This is a genomic window from Mesorhizobium sp. M7A.F.Ca.US.007.01.2.1 (genome assembly GCF_003998165.1).
In the GTDB taxonomy this organism is placed as follows: Bacteria; Pseudomonadota; Alphaproteobacteria; order Rhizobiales; family Rhizobiaceae; genus Mesorhizobium; species Mesorhizobium ciceri.
Genome location: NZ_RZQP01000128.1, coordinates 1 through 17,877 on the forward strand (window position 1 = coordinate 1; position 17,877 = coordinate 17,877).

The following is a 17,877-nucleotide window of genomic DNA, read 5'->3' on the forward strand; positions in this document are numbered from 1 at the left end:
GTGTAACTCTGCAGTGCGTTTCCAGCCCAATTTCGGCCGCCATCAAAAAAGACAAGCGACGGGCAATACGATGGCTATCTCGCCACGATACCGGGCTCGTCGCAATGTTCCAGCGAGGCCAGCAAAGAGTCTCATGGCGTTGCCGCCGAAACTAAGACAGATGCAAGAAAATTGCGTTGAAATCATAAGTGTCGTTTCACAACGAAGGCGCCGACGCCAAACCGAAGACCCGACCTAGCCGGGAAGCCATCAACATTTCTCCACCGCACCTGCAGCGCAGATGCGTTTCAAACGTCATCACCGCCGGTCTCTTAGGTTAATCACGGCGCACGCGATGAAAGCCACACACAAGCGTCCAAGCGTCGCCCTTCAGCGGTCACCGGAATGACGCAAGCAGCTAGCCGCCGTCTGTGGCGATCAGCATCCAATTTCGCTTCCTTGACTGGATGTCACTGGCAAACGTCCACGTATCGATCACTTCAATGATCTGCTGGGGATCTCCTGAAACGATGTCGTTGTTGGCCGAGCGTGTAACGCTGACCACGTCGGAAACGAAGCGAACGGCAATCTCAGCGGTACCATTCTCCTCAAGAGCGTCGACGACCTTTGCGTCGTTCGTGCCTATAAAGGTGAGTTGCAGCATCTCCGCCCGATCCCGGCGCCCGGCAATCGCCCGTTCGAAGATGTCGAGCACTTCCGGTCCGACAAGGCGCTTCAATGTCTGGATGTCCGCACTTGCATAGGCCAACAGGACAACTTCATAAGCCGCCTTGGCGCCGGCCAGAAACGTGGCAGGGTCAAAACTCGGATCGCTCTTTCGGATAACCTCCAAGGGCGTGTCGCCGGAAGACGTGATTTCGTTACTTCCGGCTAGACGCTCAGTCGGCGCATCGTCCGGTTTTGCCTTGTCATCGCCCGGACGTGACTGACGTTTGCTCCAACTGCCTAGAAACGCCCAATAAAACGCGATGATCGCCATGAGCAGTATCTGGTTGTTGGGGTCTGTGGTCTCGTTCATGAATTTCTCCCGACAAAATGTCGAAGCGGGCGCCGGTTCAGAACCAGAGGTGACTTTTAGACAATGCGCGGCAGCCGTTCCCATTGATGGAATGGCGGCGGCGACGGCAGCAGCCATTCGAGCGTGGTCGCACCTTCGCCCCATGGATTGGCGCCAGCTTGACGCTTGCGGGCGAAGGCCTCCGCGACCGCGATGAAGAAGACGATAAGTCCGGCCGTAGAAATGTAGGAACCGATCGACGACACGAAATTCCAGCCGGCGAAAGCGTCGGGGTAGTCGGCATAACGTCGAGGCATGCCAGCCATGCCGAGAAAATGCTGCGGGAAGAAGACGAGGTTGACGCCGACGAACATCAGCCAGAAATGCAACTTGCCGAGCGTTTCGTTGTACATGTAACCAGTCATCTTCGGGAACCAGTAGTAGAAGCCGGCGAAGATGGCGAAGACCGCGCCCAATGACAGCACATAGTGGAAGTGGGCGATCACAAAGTAAGTGTCGTGATAGACGCGGTCGATACCGGGGTTGGCAACCATGATGCCAGTGACACCACCGATGGTGAAGAGCAGGACGAAGCCGAGAGCCCAGAGCATGGGGGTCTTGAACTCGATTGATCCTCCCCACATGGTAGCCAGCCACGAAAACACTTTCACCCCAGTTGGAACGGCGATGACCATCGAGGCGAAGGCGAAGTAGCGCTGGGTGTCCAGGGACAGGCCCGTGGTATACATATGGTGTGCCCAGACAACAAAGCCGATCGCACCGATTGCCACCATCGCATAGGCCATCCCGATGTAGCCGAAGATCGGCTTCTTGGCGAAGGTCGAGATGACATGGCTGATGATGCCGAAACCAGGCAGGATCATGATGTAGACTTCGGGATGACCGAAGAACCAGAACAGATGCTGGTATAGGATCGGATCACCGCCGCTGGACGGTGCGAAGAAAGTCGTCCCGAAATTGCGATCAGTCAAAAGCATGGTGACGGCACCGGCGAGCACCGGCAGCGACATGAGAAGCATGAACGCGGTGACCAGCATCGACCAGGCGAACAGAGGCATCTTGTGCATCGTCATGCCCGGTGCGCGCATGTTGAAGATGGTGGTGATGAAGTTGATCGCGCCGAGAATAGAGGAGGCGCCCGAAAGGTGGATCGACAGGATGACCAGGTCGACGGCGGGACCCGGCTGGCCGTCCGTCGAATAGGGCGGATAGAGCGTCCAGCCGCCGCCGTGACCGAGCGTGCCGGGTGCTCCCGGAACGAACATTGAGGTGATGAAGAGGATAAACGACATCACCAGAAGCCAGAACGAGATATTGTTCAAGCGCGGAAAGGCCATGTCGGGCGCGCCGATCATGATCGGCACCATCCAGTTACCGAAGCCACCGATCAGCGCCGGCATGAGGACGAAAAAGATCATGACCAGCCCATGGGAACTGACGACGACGTTGTAGACACCCGGATCGCCAAATATCTGCAGGCCCGGTTCCTGCAACTCCATGCGGATCAACACGGAAAGCGCGGTACCGAAGACGCCTGCCATGATCGAGAACAGCAGGTAAAGCGTCCCGATATCCTTGTGGTTGGTCGAAAACAGCCACCTGACGAGAAACCGGGGCTTGTGATCATCCAAGGTTGTGGCGGGATTGGACATGACGTGCTTCCTGCTTTCACTGCTGGCTGGCAAGACGGCCTCAACAATGGACGGCATCTGCGATCCGCCGTCACAAAGGATTAGCCTCGCCTGCGCTCATTCATTCATCCGTGACGATCACATCCATCGGAATGTCATGTGGCTGCGGATAGATGGTCTGGGTTTTGCTGCTGGCGTAACCGACGCCCACGACGAGAGGCCGCTTCGGCGCGGCGGCCAGGGTCCGGTCGAAGAAGCCGCCGCCATAGCCCAGGCGATAATTCGCCTGGTCGAAACCGACTACGGGCGCTATGACCACATCCGGCTGGACCGAAGGCCCGTGTGACGGGACAAGAATATTCCACATTCCGCGTTCCAGTGGGTCTCCCGGTCCCCAAATACGAAACTCGAGCGGCCAGCCTTTTTTGATGACGACCGGCAGCGCGATCCGCCCGCCGCGCTCGATCACCCGGATCGCCCAGTTGCGAAGGTCCGGTTCCCCTCGAAAAGGCCAATAGCCACTAACGATGCGGCCGCTCACCCGGCCGACAGCCAGATCGAGAGCGGAAGCGATGCGCAAAGACTTCGCGAGGCGTTCCTCGGGGTCTACGGCTAGACGCTCGTCGATCAGGCGCTTGCGTTCCGCCTTCCGCCACCGACAGACATCCGACCAAGTGTCCTGCGCGATCGAATCCGCGCCATATCCCGGAACAAGTTCGTGCATGTAGCACGGCGGAGAGGCGTACTCTTGCGTTTCCAAGGGACCATCCTCCTGATCTGGCATTGCGCGCTCCATTAACCGTCGCAGCGGAAACCGCTCGGCCTCATCAAGGTTGCGCTGTGTAAAACAGGAAGGCAAACGGAATTAAATGCTGTATTGGTGCAAGATTATTGCACTGAACCGAGAAGCCCCAATGGACATCGACCGCGCTCGCACGTTTTTGGAAATCGTCCATTCGGGCAGCTTCCTGAAGGCTGCGGATCGCCTTCATGTCACGCAGACCACCGTAAGCGCACGCATTCGCACGCTGGAGGAGGAGCTCGGACGTCAGCTCTTCATCCGTAACCGCAACGGCGCGCAACTGACGCCGGCGGGCCGGGAGTTCGAGCGGTTCGCCCAGTCATTCGTGCAAATCTGGGAGCGCGCCCGCCACCAACTCGCCATCCCATCGGGACGGACAAGCGTCGTCGCCCTTGGCGGAGAGCTCAGCTTGTGGAACCCGCTGCTGCTCGACTGGCTGGTCTGGATGAAGAACGCCAGGCCGGAAATCGCCATCCAAGCCCAGGTCGGCGTACCGGACCAACTGATCGAGCAACTCAGGACCGGTGTTCTTGACATTGCGGTGCTCTATGCGCCGAGGTTGTTGCCGGGATTCAGGGTGGAGCTTCTCGTTGAGGAGCAACTCGTTCTGGTCCGGACCATGGACCGAGACGGGGAACCCGGCGGCTCCAAGGACTATGTCTATGTCGACTGGGGGCCGCTGTTTGCGGCCCAGCATGGTGCCAGTTCCTCTGCCTTCGGCGAGCCGGGATTGATGGTCGGCCTGGGACCGCTGGGGCTGAGCTACATCTTGCGCGCCGGCGGAATGGGTTATTTCCGCAGGGGCGCAGCAGCTCCCCATATCGAGGCCGGGCAACTGGAGGTAGTAGAAGGCGCGCCGGAATTCACCTATCCGGCCTATGCCGTCTATTCGGAAGCAAGCGAGGCGCGAGCCGACGTACAGGAGGCGCTGCGCGGCCTGAAGCAAGTTGTGAATTGAGCGTCGCTCCCGGCGCGAAGCCATGGTTCGCGTTTGATCGCAAAGACTGCAACGGCAAGCTGGTCGGCTTCGCCGGTTCATCTACATTTCGATCAAAGCGTAGGCCAGGCCAAAGATTCCGGTCATTAGAACGGCGAAGAATGCCCAGCCTCTCAACGCGGCTCGCACATCTTCAGGCTTGGCGCCCTTCTGGTTGTTGTAATCATCCATAATCAGACCCTACTTTGTTGGCCTCAATTGATACAGGGCAAGGCCCGACGGGACGCTTGTCCACCCGCCTTCACAGCCTTCGGGACAGTCGAGTTCTCAGGCGGCCGATGGACCCGGGTCGTCGAACCCGGCATCGAATGCCGCCGCGACTTTGCTCTGAGCTTCGTCGTGCGGTTCATCGGAACGATGGACGACGCGCAGAACCGGTCCGTCCGGTCGCCACGAACCCGGCTCGGCAACGCCCGCCAGCTTCAGCCTCTCGCGCCTTGCGGCTTCTGGCTGATAAACCACTTCATGTACGGTCAGCGTTTCAAGGCTGCCGTTCGAGGTCGGAATGGAAATGGACTGACCCTCGGCCAGACCGAGCAGCGCCAGGCCGCGCGGATTGGTGATAGGCAACAGCATGCCAACCAGACCGCGCATGTGGTCATGGGCGACGATGCGGGTTTCGGCAGGGCCGTCGTTTACCCGATAAGCCACGCGGCTGCTGAGCGTCACGACGTTTGCCGGGATGTCTTCCCGAAACATCACAACTGCGCTCGAAATCTTCCGTTGAAGGATCGCCGACAAGGCATCGCCGAGGGCAGGTCGGCGCTCCTGCATCACCTCAAGAATGGTGTAGTCCTTGGTGGTCAGTTGGCAGCTATCGATAGTGGGCATGGCACGTCTCCAGCCGGCCCTGTGCAAGGGGTCCGGCGTCAGGCAATTGATCGGGTTTGGAAAGCTACCCCTGTGCCGGGCCAGGATAGGCCGGCGCAGGGGTCACACTCCCGCGATGAGGCTGCCCGCGTGATTGAGGAGACGGATGCCAACGCCCATGTCTAGACGCCCGCAGCGATTGTCGAAGACGCTGGCGCGCGCCGATCGGCACCATCGCCTTCCGGAGCGAGCTGGGTCACGTCAAGCACCAACAATTCGTGCCGGCGTCCGTCCCGGGCGGTCCACATGATAGACTGTCCAGCCGAGAGGCCGATCAGGGCTGTGCCAATCGGCGTGAGGATCGACACCTTGCCTTCGGAGATGTCCGCATCGCCAGGGAAAACCAGCGTCACCGTTTTCCGATCGCCGGTGTCGGGCTTGAAGGTCACAGTCGAACCCATCCGGACGGTGCCGGCGGAGACCCAGCCATCAGCGACGATGCGGGCGCGCTCGAGTTCGGCGAGCAACTCATCTGCCGCCTCCGGATTTCGAACGGCAACGGTGTTCGCGAGCGCCGACAGACGCGCGTGGTCCGACTTCGAAATGCGGATGTTCGGCTTGCGCCGGCTTTTCGTGATGTCTTGCATTTGAGTACTCATGTTTCTGCCTCGCGTCCGAGCCCGGCAAGGGATCGTCAGCGGTTGTCAGTGCGCCGGAAATTTGTTGCTGAATGCGCCGATGCCGCAGGGACTGATGCAACCCTGCGCCAATGTTACATGTTCAATTTTTACATGTTCACCCCTCGGCTCGGGGCGCGCATGGCAGCCGAGACGGGGGTTACGATCCCGCTATGGGGCAAACCCGGAAAAGAAAATCGCGACGGATTTTGGCGACGGTGCTCATACCCTATAGTTGGGGAAGCAATCTGCGAAGTCAAGCCGCGCGGGAGCCAGGCCTGCGGCAAGAGAAGCCGATCAAGCATTTCCGGAGGCCCTTGCAGCACAGTAGAGCCGCCGCCTAGGATGCCACTTCGAATACGCGATAGCATCGTCAACCAGATTACTAGCCAAAGTACTCCCAACGACCGGCGGTTATGATTTCAGGGACGAGGAACAAGGAGCTGCCATGAAAATCCTTGCCGCGACAGATTTTTCCACCCGTTCGCTACGTGCATTGCGGCGAGCTGGCCTTGTGGCTCGGGACGTCAGCGCCGAACTCACGCTTGTCCATGTCGTCGACGACGACCAGCCCGCAGATATACTCGAGCTCGAAAGACGCGAAGCACAGCGATATCTTGAAGAACAAATGGCCTCGATCCCCGAACTGCAGGGGCTCCGCTGCAAGTCCACGGTTGTCGCCGGCGACCCGTTCGACGGCATCCTGAAAGCGGCCGCGGCGAGCTCGGCGGATCTCATTGTAATGGGCGCGCACCGCAAGCAGTTGCTCCGCGATATTTTTGTCGGAACGACCATCGAACGCGTGATCCGTACCGGACCATGCCCGGTCCTCATGGTGAATGCTGAGGTGGAACATTCATACAAAAAGGTGATGGCCGCCGTGGATATGTCGGAGCCGTCCGCACGCGCAATCAGGACGGCGAGGGAAACCGGGCTCATAGGCGACGCCAGTCTTTCGCTGGTCCATGGTTTCGATGCGTTCGCCAAGGGAAAAATGTCCAATGCTGGAATAGGCAAGGACGAGATAGCGCGCTACGTGGCGGCAGAACGTTTGCAGGCGGGTAGGGAACTGGTCGCGTTTCTGGAGGCGAACGACTTTGGCGTCGACAACTGGTCGCTGCGTATCAAGGAAGCAGGCCCCGTCGAAGCAATCATGGAGGCGATCAAGGAGGTGGCGCCCGACCTTCTGGTGATCGGAACGCATGGCCGTTCGGGTCTCATCAAGGTACTTCTGGGCAGCGTGACAGAAAGCATTCTGCGATCGGTCGACGTGGATGTTTTCGCGGTGCCGCCGATCCGAAGTTGATCGTGGCCTACGCGCCAGATGATCGTGGTTGTTCGTCTTGGGATTGCGCGGCCGTCTCGAATGGCGGGACGCCATCGTTGCCTTCGCTGCGGTCCCGGTAAAGCGACGCGCGCGCCAGCAGCATAAGCGAGACGGGTGTCGTGACAGTCACAAACAGTGCGATCAGTATCTCGTGCAGGACAGGTTTCGACTGAAGCACGGAATGAAAGATGATCGAGGCGATCAGAACACCGCCCGTGCCCCAGGTGGTCCCTAGCGTCGGGGCGTGAATTCGTTCGTAAAAGCTTCTGAACCTCAGGAGCCCGACCGACCCGAGCAGGGTCAGCGTCGACCCCAGGATCAAGAAGAACCCCGTGAGCAGAGCAGCCCAGACCGGCAGGTCGGCGACAGGGGTCATTCTATTACCTCGCCGCGCATAAGGAATTTCGCCAGCGCCACGGTCGAGACAAAGCCAAGCAGCGCGATCACCAGGGCAGCCTCGAAATAGACCGTGCTGCCGGCACGGATGCCGAAAGTCAGCAGGAGAAGCATGGCGCCGACATAGAGCGCATCGAAGCTCAGGATCCGGTCCTGCGCGCGCGGCCCCCGAACGAGGCGCAGCAGAGCACATGCCATGGCGGCGACCAGAAGCAATTGAGCGGTGGTGACGGACCATGCGATTATGACGCCGCTCATTCGAAAATCTCCATCAACCGTCGTTCATAACGCTGCTTGATCAGGTCGATCCACGCCTGCTGGTCGATCAGGTCGAGAACATGGATCCGAAGCCTGCCGCTGCCGGCGTGATATTCGACCCAGGCGGTGCCGGGCGTGCTGGTGATGATGCAGGCGAGTACGGCCAACCCAGTCCGGTCGCGCAGGTCGAGCGGGATCATCACGAATCCGGATGTTCGCGTATGCCGCCCGCCTTGCAGGATGATCTCCGCCACGGCGATGTTGGAGCGAAGAATGTCCGCCAGGACGACCAGGACCAATTGCGGGATCAGGTCCCAGCGTCGTATTTTTGGTTTAGCGGGCTGAAGCGCTGCAATGGCCAAGGACGCTGCGAGAGCGATGACGCCGCCGAGAAACACCTGGCCGATGGACAGCCCATTGAGCAGTATCCACATCGCGAGCAGCGAACTTGTCAGCAGCGGATAAGGCAGAAGGGCGATCATTTGTCCCTCGGCGCGTTGGGCCCTGGTATCGGCTGGGTGGACAGAACATCTCGCAAGTAGTCCGCGGGCGAATGCAGCGATTGGGCGGTCGCATCCATGTAGCGCATCATCGGTCCACCCTGGACCGTCATCAACAGGCAGAGCGTCAGGAGGAAGGCTACTGGCGCGATCTCCAGGAGCAGCACGCGGGGGACGGTGCCTTCGATCGGCGCCCAGAAAATCTGGATGCCAGCGCGCATCGTGGCGATCAGGGCGCAGAGGCCGGACAGGATCAGCAACGCGACCAGGACCCATGTCGAGCCCGCGATTAGGCCGCCACCCGCCACAGGATCGGGGCGCACCATCGCGGTCAGCAGCGCGAACTTTCCGACAAATCCCGAAAGCGGTGGCAGGCCCGCGAGCAAGAGGCCGCATGCCGCGAAACAGATGCCGAGAACGGCCAGCGTGCCGGGGATGGCAACGCCGACTTCCTCCTGCTCTGGCACCGGCTCCTCCATGTCGTCGCGATAGGCTTCCATGGTCACCGATAGAACATGCGCGGCTGGGTCCTGCACCCGCTCGACGAGTTCGATCAAGAGAAAGAACGCGCCGATCGTCAGTGTTGAACTGACCATGTAGAAGAGGGCTCCGGCAGTGACTCTCGCATCGGCCATCCCGATCGCGGCCAGCAGTGTGCCGGATGAGACCAGGATGCTGAAGCCGGCGAGCCGGCCCACTGCCTGCGACGCCAACACGCCGATAGCGCCGAAGGCGATGGTGGCCATGCCGCCGAACAGCAGCCACGAGTCGCCAAAGCCCGCTGTGGCGCCGGCGTCCACGCCAAACAGCAACAGGGAAAGCCTCAGCAGGATATAGAAGCCGACCTTGGTCATGATCACGAAGATCGCGGCGACCGGGGCCGCTGCCGCCGAATAAGCGCCGGGCAGCCAGAAGCTCAGCGGCCACATCCCCGCCTTGACCAGGAAGGCGACGCCGAGGACGGCGGCGCCTGCTTCGAGCAGCATTCGATCCGCCGCCGGCACCGCCGGGATTCGCTGCGCAAGATCTGCCATGTTCAGTGTGCCGGTCACGCCGTAGATCAGGCTGACCCCGATCAGAAACAGCGACGAAGCAGCGAGATTGACTGCAATGTAGTGCAGGCCCGCCTTGACGCGGAGCGGCCCCGAGCCATGCAGAACGAGACCATAGGATGCAGCCAGAAGCACCTCGAAGAAGACGAACAGGTTGAACAGGTCGCCGGTGAGGAACGCCCCGTTCAGCCCCATGAGCAGAAACTGGAAGAGCGTATGGAAATGCGGCCCTGCCTTGTGCCAGCGCGCCAGCGAGAAGGCCAGGGAAGCGAGCGCCAGTACGCTGGTCAGAACCAGCATCAGGGCGGACAACCTGTCGAGCACGAGCACGATGCCGAACGGCGCCGGCCAATTGCCGAGCAGATAGACGCCGGTGGTTGCTGACGAAGCAAAGGCATTGTCGACCGAGCGAAGCAGAGCTATGGCGATGACCACCAGCGCAAGCGCCGAGACGATGCTGATCACTGCCTTGACGACATGGCGACGCTCGTCCAGCAGCAGCAGCACGGCCCCTGCCGCGAACGGCAGGACGATCGGCATGATCATGAGATGACCTGCCGTTTCCATCAATTGGGCTCCCTGCCGTCGACATGGTCGCTGCCCGTCAGGCCACGCGATACGAGCAGCACCACGAGGAACAGGGCCGTTGTCGCGAAGCCGATGACGATGGCGGTCAAAACAAGCGCCTGCGGGATGGGGTCGGCGTAGTCCGCTGGGTTGACCACCGCGCCGGATTGGAGAACGGGCGGCGTATTCACCCTGAGTCTGCCCATCGAGAAGATGAACAGATTAACCCCATAGCCGATGAGCGACAGGCCGATGATGACCTGAAAGGTCCGCGGCCGAAGTAACAGCCAAACGCCGGCCCCCGTCAGTACGCCGATCCCGATGGCAAGGATAAGCTCCACTACGCGATTTCCTCGTTGCTTTGCGCCACGATCCGGTATGCGCGCAGTCGGCGGATGGACTGGTGGGCGAGAGCGATCAGCATCAGCACGGTCGCACCGAGAACGAGGCAAAAGACGCCGAGATCGAAAAGGGTCGCGGTAGCCGCCGGCACCGAACCGATCAGTGGCAATTCGACATAACGGGAATACGAGGTCAGGAAAGGGTATCCGAACAGCCAGGAGGCCGCCCCGACGAGGGCCGCCAGGAGAAGGCCGAAGCCGATCCAGTTCACCGGCAGGACCCGCAACCTGTCTTCAACCCAGCGTGTGCCCGCCGCCAGATATTGCAAGATGAAGGCGGCGGCCAATGCGATTCCGGCGACAAAGCCGCCGCCGGGGAGATCGTGGCCGCGCATGAACAGATAGGCGGCGAACACGATGATGACCGGGAACAGCCATTGCATGATCACCGCCGGGATCAGCAAATAGTCGCTCACCGTATCGCCCGCCTCACGGTCGGGCCTGGCTTCGTCGAATGCCCTCTGGACGCGTTGCTGTTCAGGGGATTCGACATTGTCGGGCGCCGGCCGGAACCGGCGAAGCAGGGCGAACACCGTCAATGCGACGATGCCGAGAACCGTGATCTCGCCGAACGTGTCGAAACCCCGGAAGTCCACCAGGATGACGTTGACGACGTTCTTGCCGCCTCCTTCCGAATAGGCCTTTTTCAGGAAGAAGTCGGCGATTGTGACGGGCGGGGTTCGTGTCATAACCGCATAGGCGATAATGGTCATGCCGGTCCCGCACACCACCGCAATGGCCAGATCGCGGTAGCGACGTAGTCTTGCGCCAGTCGTGGCCAGGCCGGGGGCGACGTCTGCCGATCGCTTGGGCAACCAGCGCAATCCCAGAAGGATGAGAACCGTGGTCACCACCTCCACGAGCAGTTGAGTGAGCGCGAGGTCCGGCGCCGAAAACCAGACGAAGGTGGTGCAGGTGACAAGTCCGGCTCCGCCGAGCAGGACAAGGGCGAACAGCCGGTGGAACTTGGCTTGCCACGCGGCGCCAAGGGCGCACACGACGCCGACTGCCCAGATGCCGGCGAAGGTGACGTCGACGCCTTGGACTGTCAGCCGACCAGGATCGAAACCTAGCCTGTAGAGCGGCCAAGCGGCGGCGATGAAGGCCACGACGACCAGCAAGCGAAGTTGCGGCTGGAGCCGACGCGTTCCGAGAAACCTTTCCAGGAAGCGGGCACCTCTCCACGAAACCACCACCAACACGCGCTCGAAGACGCGCTGGCCCCTGAGACGGCGGAAGTAGGGAGGGCCGTCCTCGCAGCGCGCCAGATAGTCCTTCAGCAGCAGATAAAGGATTGCGCCACCGGCAAGCGCCAACACGCTCATGAACAGAGGAATTGTGAACCCGTGCCAGATAGCCAGACTGTACTGTGGCGTCGCGGGTCCCAGGACGGAGGTGACGGCGGTGTGGAGGAACGGACCGATGGTCAGGCCGGGAACGGTCCCAACCAGGAGGCAGGCAAGCACAAGAAGTTGGATCGGAAACCGCATGAAAAACGGCGGTTCGTGAGGTTCGCGAGGCAGCTCAGCCGGCAGCGGTCGGAAAAACACGCTGTGGATGAACCGTGCCGAGTAGGCAACAGCGAAAGCGCTGCCCAGGACGGCAGCATAGGGCGCGGCGGTATCGAGAATGGAATCGGCGTGCGTTTCGATCGCCTCGGCGAAGAACATTTCCTTGGAGAGAAATCCATTCAGGAGGGGGACGCCAGCCATGGCCGCGCTTGCCACCATGGCGAGCGTCGCGGTGTAGGGCATGACACGGAAAAGCCCGCCCAGCCGCTGCATGTCGCGCGTTCCGGTCTCATGGTCGATGATACCGGCGGCCATGAACAACGAGGCTTTGAACGTGGCGTGGTTCATCATGTGGAAGATGGCAGCGACGGCACCCAGCGGGCTACCGAGGCTGAGCAGAAGTGTAATCAGACCGAGATGGCTGATGGTCGAGTAGGCGAGCAAACCCTTAATGTCCCGCTGGAAGATCGCAAAATAAGCTCCCAAAACGAAAGACATCATGCCGGCGAAGCCGACGATCCAGAACCATTCGTATGTCCCCGCAAGCACCGGCCACAGGCGCGCCAACAGGAACACGCCGGCCTTCACCATGGTCGCTGAGTGCAGGTAGGCCGAGACCGGGGTCGGTGCGGCCATGGCGTTGGGCAGCCAGAAGTGAAACGGAAACTGCGCGCTCTTGGTGAACCCCCCGAGCAGCACAAGAACCAGGATGGGCACATAGAGATCGTGGGAGCGGATAAGGTCGCCCGACGCCAAAACACGATCGAGGTCGTAGCTGCCAACGGCATGGCCAATCAGCAGGAAGCCGGCCAACAGACCGATGCCGCCGATGCCGGTAATCGTCAGCGCCATGCGGGCGCCGTCGCGGGCACTGGCGTTGTGGTGCCAATAGCCAATCAGCAGGAAGGAAAAGATGCTGGTCAGTTCCCAGAATACGACCAGCAGGATCAAGTTTCCGGAAATGACGACCCCGAGCATCGATCCCATGAACGCGAGAAAGAACGAAAAGAACCGCGGAACCGGGTCTTCCGGGGCCATGTAGTAGCGCGCATAAATGACGACGAGGAAGCCGATGCCGCTTATGAGCATGGCGAACAGCCAGGCAAATCCATCCATTCGCAAAGTGAAATCAAGGCCAAGCGTCGGAAGCCATTCGATATCGCTACGCACCACACCTCGACCGAGTACCGAGGGATAAAACATGACCGCCAAACCCAGACAGGTAAACGACGCGGCGGCGGCGAGGACAGCTGCGGCGTTGCGAGCCTTTGTCGGGAGCATGAGAGCGGCAAGGCTGCCTACGAAAGGCAGGACGATCATCAGTATCAGCGCTGTGTCGTCTGTCATCTATTGGAGCCCAAAGTCTTCGGAGACAACCACTGCCTGGCTCCGCCCATTATGGTTCTCCGGTGACATTGGGCAAGGCATTGATTGGCGGGTTCCCAGAACACCTGTCCGCGCCGCGCGATGACCACTCAGTTGGAGGCAGAAGCAGTTTGCGAGGTCGCTGACATCGATCAAGGATCCGAGCGCCATGTGGATGGGAGCGCTCGGTGCGGACTCTCAAGAAAGGTGGCGTTCGGCTGCTTCCGGCATGCCGTCAGCGGCCCCTGCCGTCAGTTGCTATCCGATCCGTTTGACGCACGCCTAGTCGTGGCGGGCGCCAAGCAAGGTGGCTATCACCAGTTCTCGTCCGGCCCTGTTTATCCCGGTCCCGCCCGGTCTTTCTTCCGCCAGTCCGAGGAAGACAAGGCGTTCGGCCAAGGGTTTCGATAAAGAAGGGTAAGGTCCGCGGTTCATTCGTTTGAGCGCCGTTTGCTCGTCCTCGGTGAGATCGTCCCAGATAACCGTCATGAAGGGCTTCCTTCCTCGCGCCTGCGCAGCCAAGCGGGATCTGAACTGCCCAGCAGCGGACTGTGAACGTGGAACCATCGGCTCAGAAGACCTATGGAACGGCGTCCGTTCCGACGATGCCGCCTTCATTTTCCAGGACGCCAATTCGTCTGACTTCGGAGCGGTTGAGTTTCAGGCGAACGCCGACACCGCCGCCGTTTTCCGCGATGAAAACGGCGCCGGCGTTTTCAAGCGCGGTTTGCAGCGTGTCGCAGATATCCTGGTCGGGAAGGTTGATCCGGCGCTCGAATTCCTCGATGACCAACGCATCCACACCTGAATTGCTTGAGAGCTTGTCACGGGTCCATTCGACCAGCGCGCGAGCGGCACGGCATTGAGCACCAGTGATCATCATAATCTCCTGTTACCGCGTTCGGGGCCGAAATCACCGCTTGCTAAGAGCCGGGACAATCGAGGGCGCGATGGCTTCGGCCCATCAGAGATGCATATCGATTCCGAAAAGGGAAGGGCTGTGCACGCGCTGCAATCGAAATTCTGATGCAAAATAATTGTGCTAAAGCGGCAATAAATTTCGTTTGTCTTGTAGGTAAGGACGAGTGAAGCTCGCGCGTAACGAAATTGACACATTCGGTGCCAGCCAGCAGGTCTAAACGCCACGGGAGTTCTTGGCGTTGTCGCGCGAGGGGCACCTGGGCTCGACGATGACAATAATGGACAGGCTTGAACACGATTTCGGCAGAATACTTTCCGGCAGGGACATCCAGTGTCATGTAGTAGGGCAAATGGTATCTGCCAGCCTCGATGTAGATGGCCGCATTCCAATTGCTCTCGTAGATGGCAGTGCTCTCAAAAGACGGCTCCGAGAGGAACTGCTCCTGCAAGCACAGACCCGGCTGCCGATCACCTATGCAAGACTGGCCGAGAGCATAGTTGGTTCAGACGCAACAGGGGTGATTCGGGATGTGCTCGAACAACTGATGGACGACGATGCGGACGAAGGCCTGCCATTGCTTGCGGCTGTTGCCGTGAAGGCGCTCGAACCCGGTTTGCCCGCTCACTGGTTCTTCCGGAAAGCCGAGGATATGGGGCTGTTCGCTGGCGATCCGACCAATCTGGAAGCCTATGCTTTCCATGCGAGGGAGTTCTATCGCGCGATCCACCTCCATGCTGGCAACGGGCAAGTCTCTGGAACGACCTTGCCGCCGGTTCTGCCGCCCGCAGACAGGTTAAGGAGAACGAAATGCTGACCGCCAAGGACGTCATGACGTCACCTGTTATTGCGGTAGGGCCTGACAGTACGGTGGATGAGGTCGGCGATATTCTCCTGTCGTACGGGATCAGCGCCGTGCCGGTGATTGATCGAGGTGCGCTGCTGGGCATCGTCAGTGAAGGAGAGCTGATCCGCCGGGCAGAGATCGGTACAGCCCCGCAACATCGTTCCTGGTGGCTTCGGCTTTTCGCCAACAACGCCGCCCTTGCGGAAGGCTATGTCAAGTCTCATTCCGAGCATGTGACCGACGTCATGACAAAGGACGTTGCGACTGTGGTCGAGAGCACGCCAGTCGTCGAGATCGCAACCCTGCTTGAACACAATCGGATCAAGCGTGTTCCGGTGCTGCGCGACGGACAGATTGTGGGGGTCGTCAGTCGTGCCGATCTGGTGCGGGCGCTGGTCGTCGCCAGGAAACGTTGGCGCGCTCCGGTGTCGCAGGACGACAGCAGCATCAGGCTGGAGATTATTGAAGCCTTGCGATCCGAATCATGGCCCTCGACCGGAAGGTCGGACGTGACCGTGACCAACGGCGTAGTTACGTTCTCGGGAGCTTACCTGTCCGAGCAGGAGCGCAAAGCCACGCTCATCCTGGCTGAAAACACCGCTGGCGTGCGGGCTATCGATGATCACCGCATTCCCCTCGATATGACCTACGGTGTGGTCTGAAGGGCCGGATAAGCGCTGGACCAGAGCATGCCCTTGACACAGACAGCCCCGATTTCCGACGAGCAGATTCGACAACTCGTCGACTCCTTCTACGACAAGATCCGCGCCGACGCGGATCTCAGGCCGATTTTCGAGCGCGTCGTTGCCGGCGATTGCGAAACGCGTCTGGCGAAGATGTACGAAGTTTGGTCCTCGGTCATCCTGACCAGCGGATTCTACAAGGGAAGTCTCGTCGCGGTCCGCAAGCACATGGGTGGGTTGGAGATCGGTCGGCTCGACCGGTGCCTCGCCTTGTTTGGCGAAAGTTGCGACGAATTGCTGGACAGGGAGACTGCGGGACTGTCTTGGCTGAAGGCCGCCCATGTCGCCGAAAGTCTGAAGCTGTTATTGTTCTGTCGCCCTGACCGGCCATGGCTGAGAAACGCCTCATGACGTTCGTGGTCACCGACAATTGCATCAGATGCAAATACATGGACTGCGTGGAAGTCTGTCCCGTGGACTGTTTCTATGAAGGCGAGAACATGCTCGTCATCCATCCCGATGAATGCATCGACTGCGGCGTCTGCGAGCCAGAATGCCCGGCGAAAGCCATTTTTCCCGATACCGTGCCTGGTCTCGACGATTGGCTCGCGCTGAACGCCGAGTATGCGTCTGCGTGGCCCAATATTGCGGTCAAGCGTGATCCACCCGCCGACGCCAAGGCGTTCGACGGTGAAGCAAACAAGCTCGCGAAATATTTTTCACCCGAAGCCGGGCTAGGCGACTGATCAAGATGAACGCATATACCCACCAGCCGTCGCCCCTGTATCTGGGCGTCGACACCGGCGGCACGTATACCGATGCCGTGCTGTGGTCAGAATCTACAGGCATCGTGGCCAAGGCCAAATCGCTGACCACACGGCACGATCTTGCCGAGGGCATCGCCGGTGCCGTCGACGCTGTTTTATCCGAGGCTGCCATCGAACCCGGCGCGATCAAGCTCGTCTCCATGTCGACCACGCTCGCAACCAACGCCCTCGTCGAAGGGCAGGGCGGACGGGTCGCGCTGGTGATGATCGGTTTCGCCGAAGCCGACCTTGACCGGAACGGATTGTCAAAGGCTCTCGGCTCCGATCCCGTGATCTTTTGTCCGGGCGGACATGACGTCCACGGCGATCCGCGTCCGCTGGTGCTGGACGCTCTCGTGGCTGCGCTGCCGTCTCTCGCCGACACGGTTTCAGGCATCGCCGTGGCCTCCTATTTTGCGGTTCGCAATCCCGAGCATGAGGTCGCGGTACGTGACGTCATTCGCGAGCGTACCGGGCTTCCGGTGACCTGTTCGCATGAGCTGTCGTCGAAACTCGGCGGCCCGCGACGGGCGATGACCACGCTTCTCAACGCCCGGTTGATCTCGATGATTGATCGTCTTGTCGACGCCACCGAAGGCTTTCTGGCAAGACGCGGGATCGTCGCTCCGCTCATGGTCGTGCGCGGCGACGGCGCGCTTATCACCGCAGAATTCGCCCGCGCCCGGCCGATCGAGACCATCCTGTCAGGACCAGCGGCCAGCCTGGTTGGAGCCCGGTACATGACCGGTATTGATGACGGAGTGGTGTCCGACATCGGCGGCACCACCACCGACATCGCCGTTCTGGACGGCGGTCGCCTGCGGCTCGACCCGGAAGGCGCTACCGTCGGCGGAATGCGAACCATGGTGGAAGCCGTCGCCATGCGCACCTTTGGCCTCGGGGGAGATTCGGAAGTCTCGCTCCATGAGCGGTCGCTGACTTCGACGATCGTGCTCGGCCCCCGTCGACTCGTGCCGCTGGCGCTCGCCGCTGTGAAGCACGGCGATGCCATCCATAATGGCCTCAAGCGGCAATTGCTCAGCCCCAACACCAGCCGGCTGGACGGCCGCTTCGCGTTGTGCACAGGTGTCCCCGAGCGTCTGGCTGCGGGCCTGACCGTTACCGAGGCGCGGCTCTATGCCCACATTTCGGCAATTCCCGCCGCGCTCGATCGGCTGCTCGTATCGACATCGCAGGTCGCAACACTCAATCGCCTGGTCGCGCGTGGTCTGGTGCATATTGCGGGCTTCACGCCATCCGATGCGGCCCATGTGCTCGGCCGGCAAGGGAATTGGGATCCTGTCGCGGCT

21 protein-coding genes are annotated in these 17,877 nt (G+C 60.6%); 8 read left to right on the forward strand and 13 right to left on the reverse strand.

Annotation, left to right across the window (positions count from 1 at the left end; genetic code table 11):
- Positions 1-397: 397 nt before the first annotated feature.
- The 3 genes from EN949_RS21515 to EN949_RS21525 form a co-directional block, all read right to left on the reverse strand.
- Positions 398-1,018: a Tim44/TimA family putative adaptor protein gene (locus tag EN949_RS21515; RefSeq protein WP_164754921.1), complete on the reverse strand. Its 621-nt coding sequence runs from the start codon at positions 1,016-1,018 to the stop codon at positions 398-400.
- Between the two features lie 56 nt (positions 1,019-1,074).
- Entirely contained in the window at positions 1,075-2,670 is a 1,596-nt protein-coding gene (gene ctaD, locus EN949_RS21520; protein WP_064994290.1) for a cytochrome c oxidase subunit I, read from the reverse strand.
- Between the two features lie 100 nt (positions 2,671-2,770).
- Positions 2,771-3,433 (reverse strand): 5-formyltetrahydrofolate cyclo-ligase, encoded by a 663-nt coding sequence (locus EN949_RS21525; RefSeq protein WP_127370784.1) that lies wholly within the window; start codon positions 3,431-3,433, stop codon positions 2,771-2,773.
- A 130-nt stretch (positions 3,434-3,563) separates the two neighbouring features.
- Between EN949_RS21525 and EN949_RS21530 the strand changes: the two genes are divergently transcribed.
- Complete coding sequence (locus EN949_RS21530) at positions 3,564-4,409, forward strand: LysR family transcriptional regulator (protein WP_064994270.1); 846 nt, start codon at positions 3,564-3,566, stop codon at positions 4,407-4,409.
- A gap of 81 nt (positions 4,410-4,490) precedes the next feature.
- Here EN949_RS21530 and EN949_RS37140 read toward each other — a convergent pair whose 3' ends face one another.
- The 3 genes from EN949_RS37140 to rnk all read right to left on the reverse strand — a co-directional run bounded on the left by EN949_RS37140 (position 4,491) and on the right by rnk (position 5,905).
- Complete coding sequence (locus EN949_RS37140) at positions 4,491-4,619, reverse strand: hypothetical protein (RefSeq protein WP_263499052.1); 129 nt, start codon at positions 4,617-4,619, stop codon at positions 4,491-4,493.
- A gap of 96 nt (positions 4,620-4,715) precedes the next feature.
- Positions 4,716-5,279 carry a nucleoside-diphosphate kinase gene (locus tag EN949_RS21535; RefSeq protein ID WP_127366912.1) on the reverse strand — a complete coding sequence of 188 codons (564 nt, stop codon included), beginning with the start codon at positions 5,277-5,279 and terminating at the stop codon, positions 4,716-4,718.
- 161 nt (positions 5,280-5,440) lie between these two features.
- Complete coding sequence (gene rnk, locus EN949_RS21540; protein WP_127366913.1) at positions 5,441-5,905, reverse strand: nucleoside diphosphate kinase regulator; 465 nt, start codon at positions 5,903-5,905, stop codon at positions 5,441-5,443.
- A gap of 478 nt (positions 5,906-6,383) precedes the next feature.
- Here rnk and EN949_RS21545 point away from each other — a divergent pair, with 478 nt between their 5' ends.
- Complete coding sequence (locus EN949_RS21545) at positions 6,384-7,241, forward strand: universal stress protein (protein ID WP_064994273.1); 858 nt, start codon at positions 6,384-6,386, stop codon at positions 7,239-7,241.
- 7 nt (positions 7,242-7,248) lie between these two features.
- Here EN949_RS21545 and mnhG read toward each other — a convergent pair whose 3' ends face one another.
- From mnhG to EN949_RS21580, 7 genes are all read right to left on the reverse strand, one after another.
- Positions 7,249-7,638, reverse strand: a complete 390-nt coding sequence (mnhG, locus tag EN949_RS21550; RefSeq protein ID WP_064994274.1) for a monovalent cation/H(+) antiporter subunit G — start codon at positions 7,636-7,638, stop codon at positions 7,249-7,251.
- Positions 7,635-7,916 carry a K+/H+ antiporter subunit F gene (locus EN949_RS21555; RefSeq protein ID WP_064994275.1) on the reverse strand — a complete coding sequence of 94 codons (282 nt, stop codon included), beginning with the start codon at positions 7,914-7,916 and terminating at the stop codon, positions 7,635-7,637. The genes mnhG and EN949_RS21555 overlap by 4 nt, the downstream gene beginning before the upstream one ends.
- Positions 7,913-8,398 (reverse strand): Na+/H+ antiporter subunit E, encoded by a 486-nt coding sequence (locus EN949_RS21560; RefSeq protein ID WP_127366914.1) that lies wholly within the window; start codon positions 8,396-8,398, stop codon positions 7,913-7,915. The genes EN949_RS21555 and EN949_RS21560 overlap by 4 nt, the downstream gene beginning before the upstream one ends.
- Positions 8,395-10,035: a monovalent cation/H+ antiporter subunit D gene (locus EN949_RS21565; protein WP_127366915.1), complete on the reverse strand. Its 1,641-nt coding sequence runs from the start codon at positions 10,033-10,035 to the stop codon at positions 8,395-8,397. Before EN949_RS21565 ends, EN949_RS21560 begins: the two co-directional genes overlap by 4 nt.
- Positions 10,035-10,376, reverse strand: coding sequence for a Na+/H+ antiporter subunit C (locus tag EN949_RS21570; RefSeq protein WP_127370785.1), 342 nt, complete (start codon positions 10,374-10,376; stop codon positions 10,035-10,037). Before EN949_RS21570 ends, EN949_RS21565 begins: the two co-directional genes overlap by 1 nt.
- The gene (locus EN949_RS21575; protein WP_127370786.1) at positions 10,376-13,294 is read right to left on the reverse strand and encodes a monovalent cation/H+ antiporter subunit A; all 2,919 of its coding nucleotides are present in this window, start codon (positions 13,292-13,294) and stop codon (positions 10,376-10,378) included. Before EN949_RS21575 ends, EN949_RS21570 begins: the two co-directional genes overlap by 1 nt.
- Before the next feature lie 300 nt (positions 13,295-13,594).
- Positions 13,595-13,801: a hypothetical protein gene (locus tag EN949_RS21580; protein WP_127367293.1), complete on the reverse strand. Its 207-nt coding sequence runs from the start codon at positions 13,799-13,801 to the stop codon at positions 13,595-13,597.
- Here EN949_RS21580 and EN949_RS36175 point away from each other — a divergent pair.
- The 6 genes from EN949_RS36175 to EN949_RS21610 all read left to right on the forward strand — a co-directional run.
- Positions 13,800-14,120 carry a hypothetical protein gene (locus EN949_RS36175; RefSeq protein ID WP_206519123.1) on the forward strand — a complete coding sequence of 107 codons (321 nt, stop codon included), beginning with the start codon at positions 13,800-13,802 and terminating at the stop codon, positions 14,118-14,120. The genes EN949_RS21580 and EN949_RS36175 overlap by 2 nt on opposite strands.
- A gap of 391 nt (positions 14,121-14,511) precedes the next feature.
- Positions 14,512-15,048, forward strand: a complete 537-nt coding sequence (locus tag EN949_RS21590; protein ID WP_127367664.1) for a hypothetical protein — start codon at positions 14,512-14,514, stop codon at positions 15,046-15,048.
- Positions 15,042-15,740 carry a CBS domain-containing protein gene (locus EN949_RS21595; RefSeq protein WP_127367663.1) on the forward strand — a complete coding sequence of 233 codons (699 nt, stop codon included), beginning with the start codon at positions 15,042-15,044 and terminating at the stop codon, positions 15,738-15,740. The genes EN949_RS21590 and EN949_RS21595 overlap by 7 nt, the downstream gene beginning before the upstream one ends.
- A gap of 33 nt (positions 15,741-15,773) precedes the next feature.
- Positions 15,774-16,172, forward strand: a complete 399-nt coding sequence (locus EN949_RS21600) for a group III truncated hemoglobin (RefSeq protein ID WP_127370787.1) — start codon at positions 15,774-15,776, stop codon at positions 16,170-16,172.
- Complete coding sequence (gene fdxA, locus EN949_RS21605) at positions 16,169-16,507, forward strand: ferredoxin FdxA (protein ID WP_127367800.1); 339 nt, start codon at positions 16,169-16,171, stop codon at positions 16,505-16,507. Before EN949_RS21600 ends, fdxA begins: the two co-directional genes overlap by 4 nt.
- 5 nt (positions 16,508-16,512) lie before the next feature.
- Positions 16,513-17,877 (forward strand): hydantoinase/oxoprolinase family protein (locus tag EN949_RS21610; protein WP_164782527.1); only part of this gene is annotated, 1,365 nt, incomplete at its 3' end.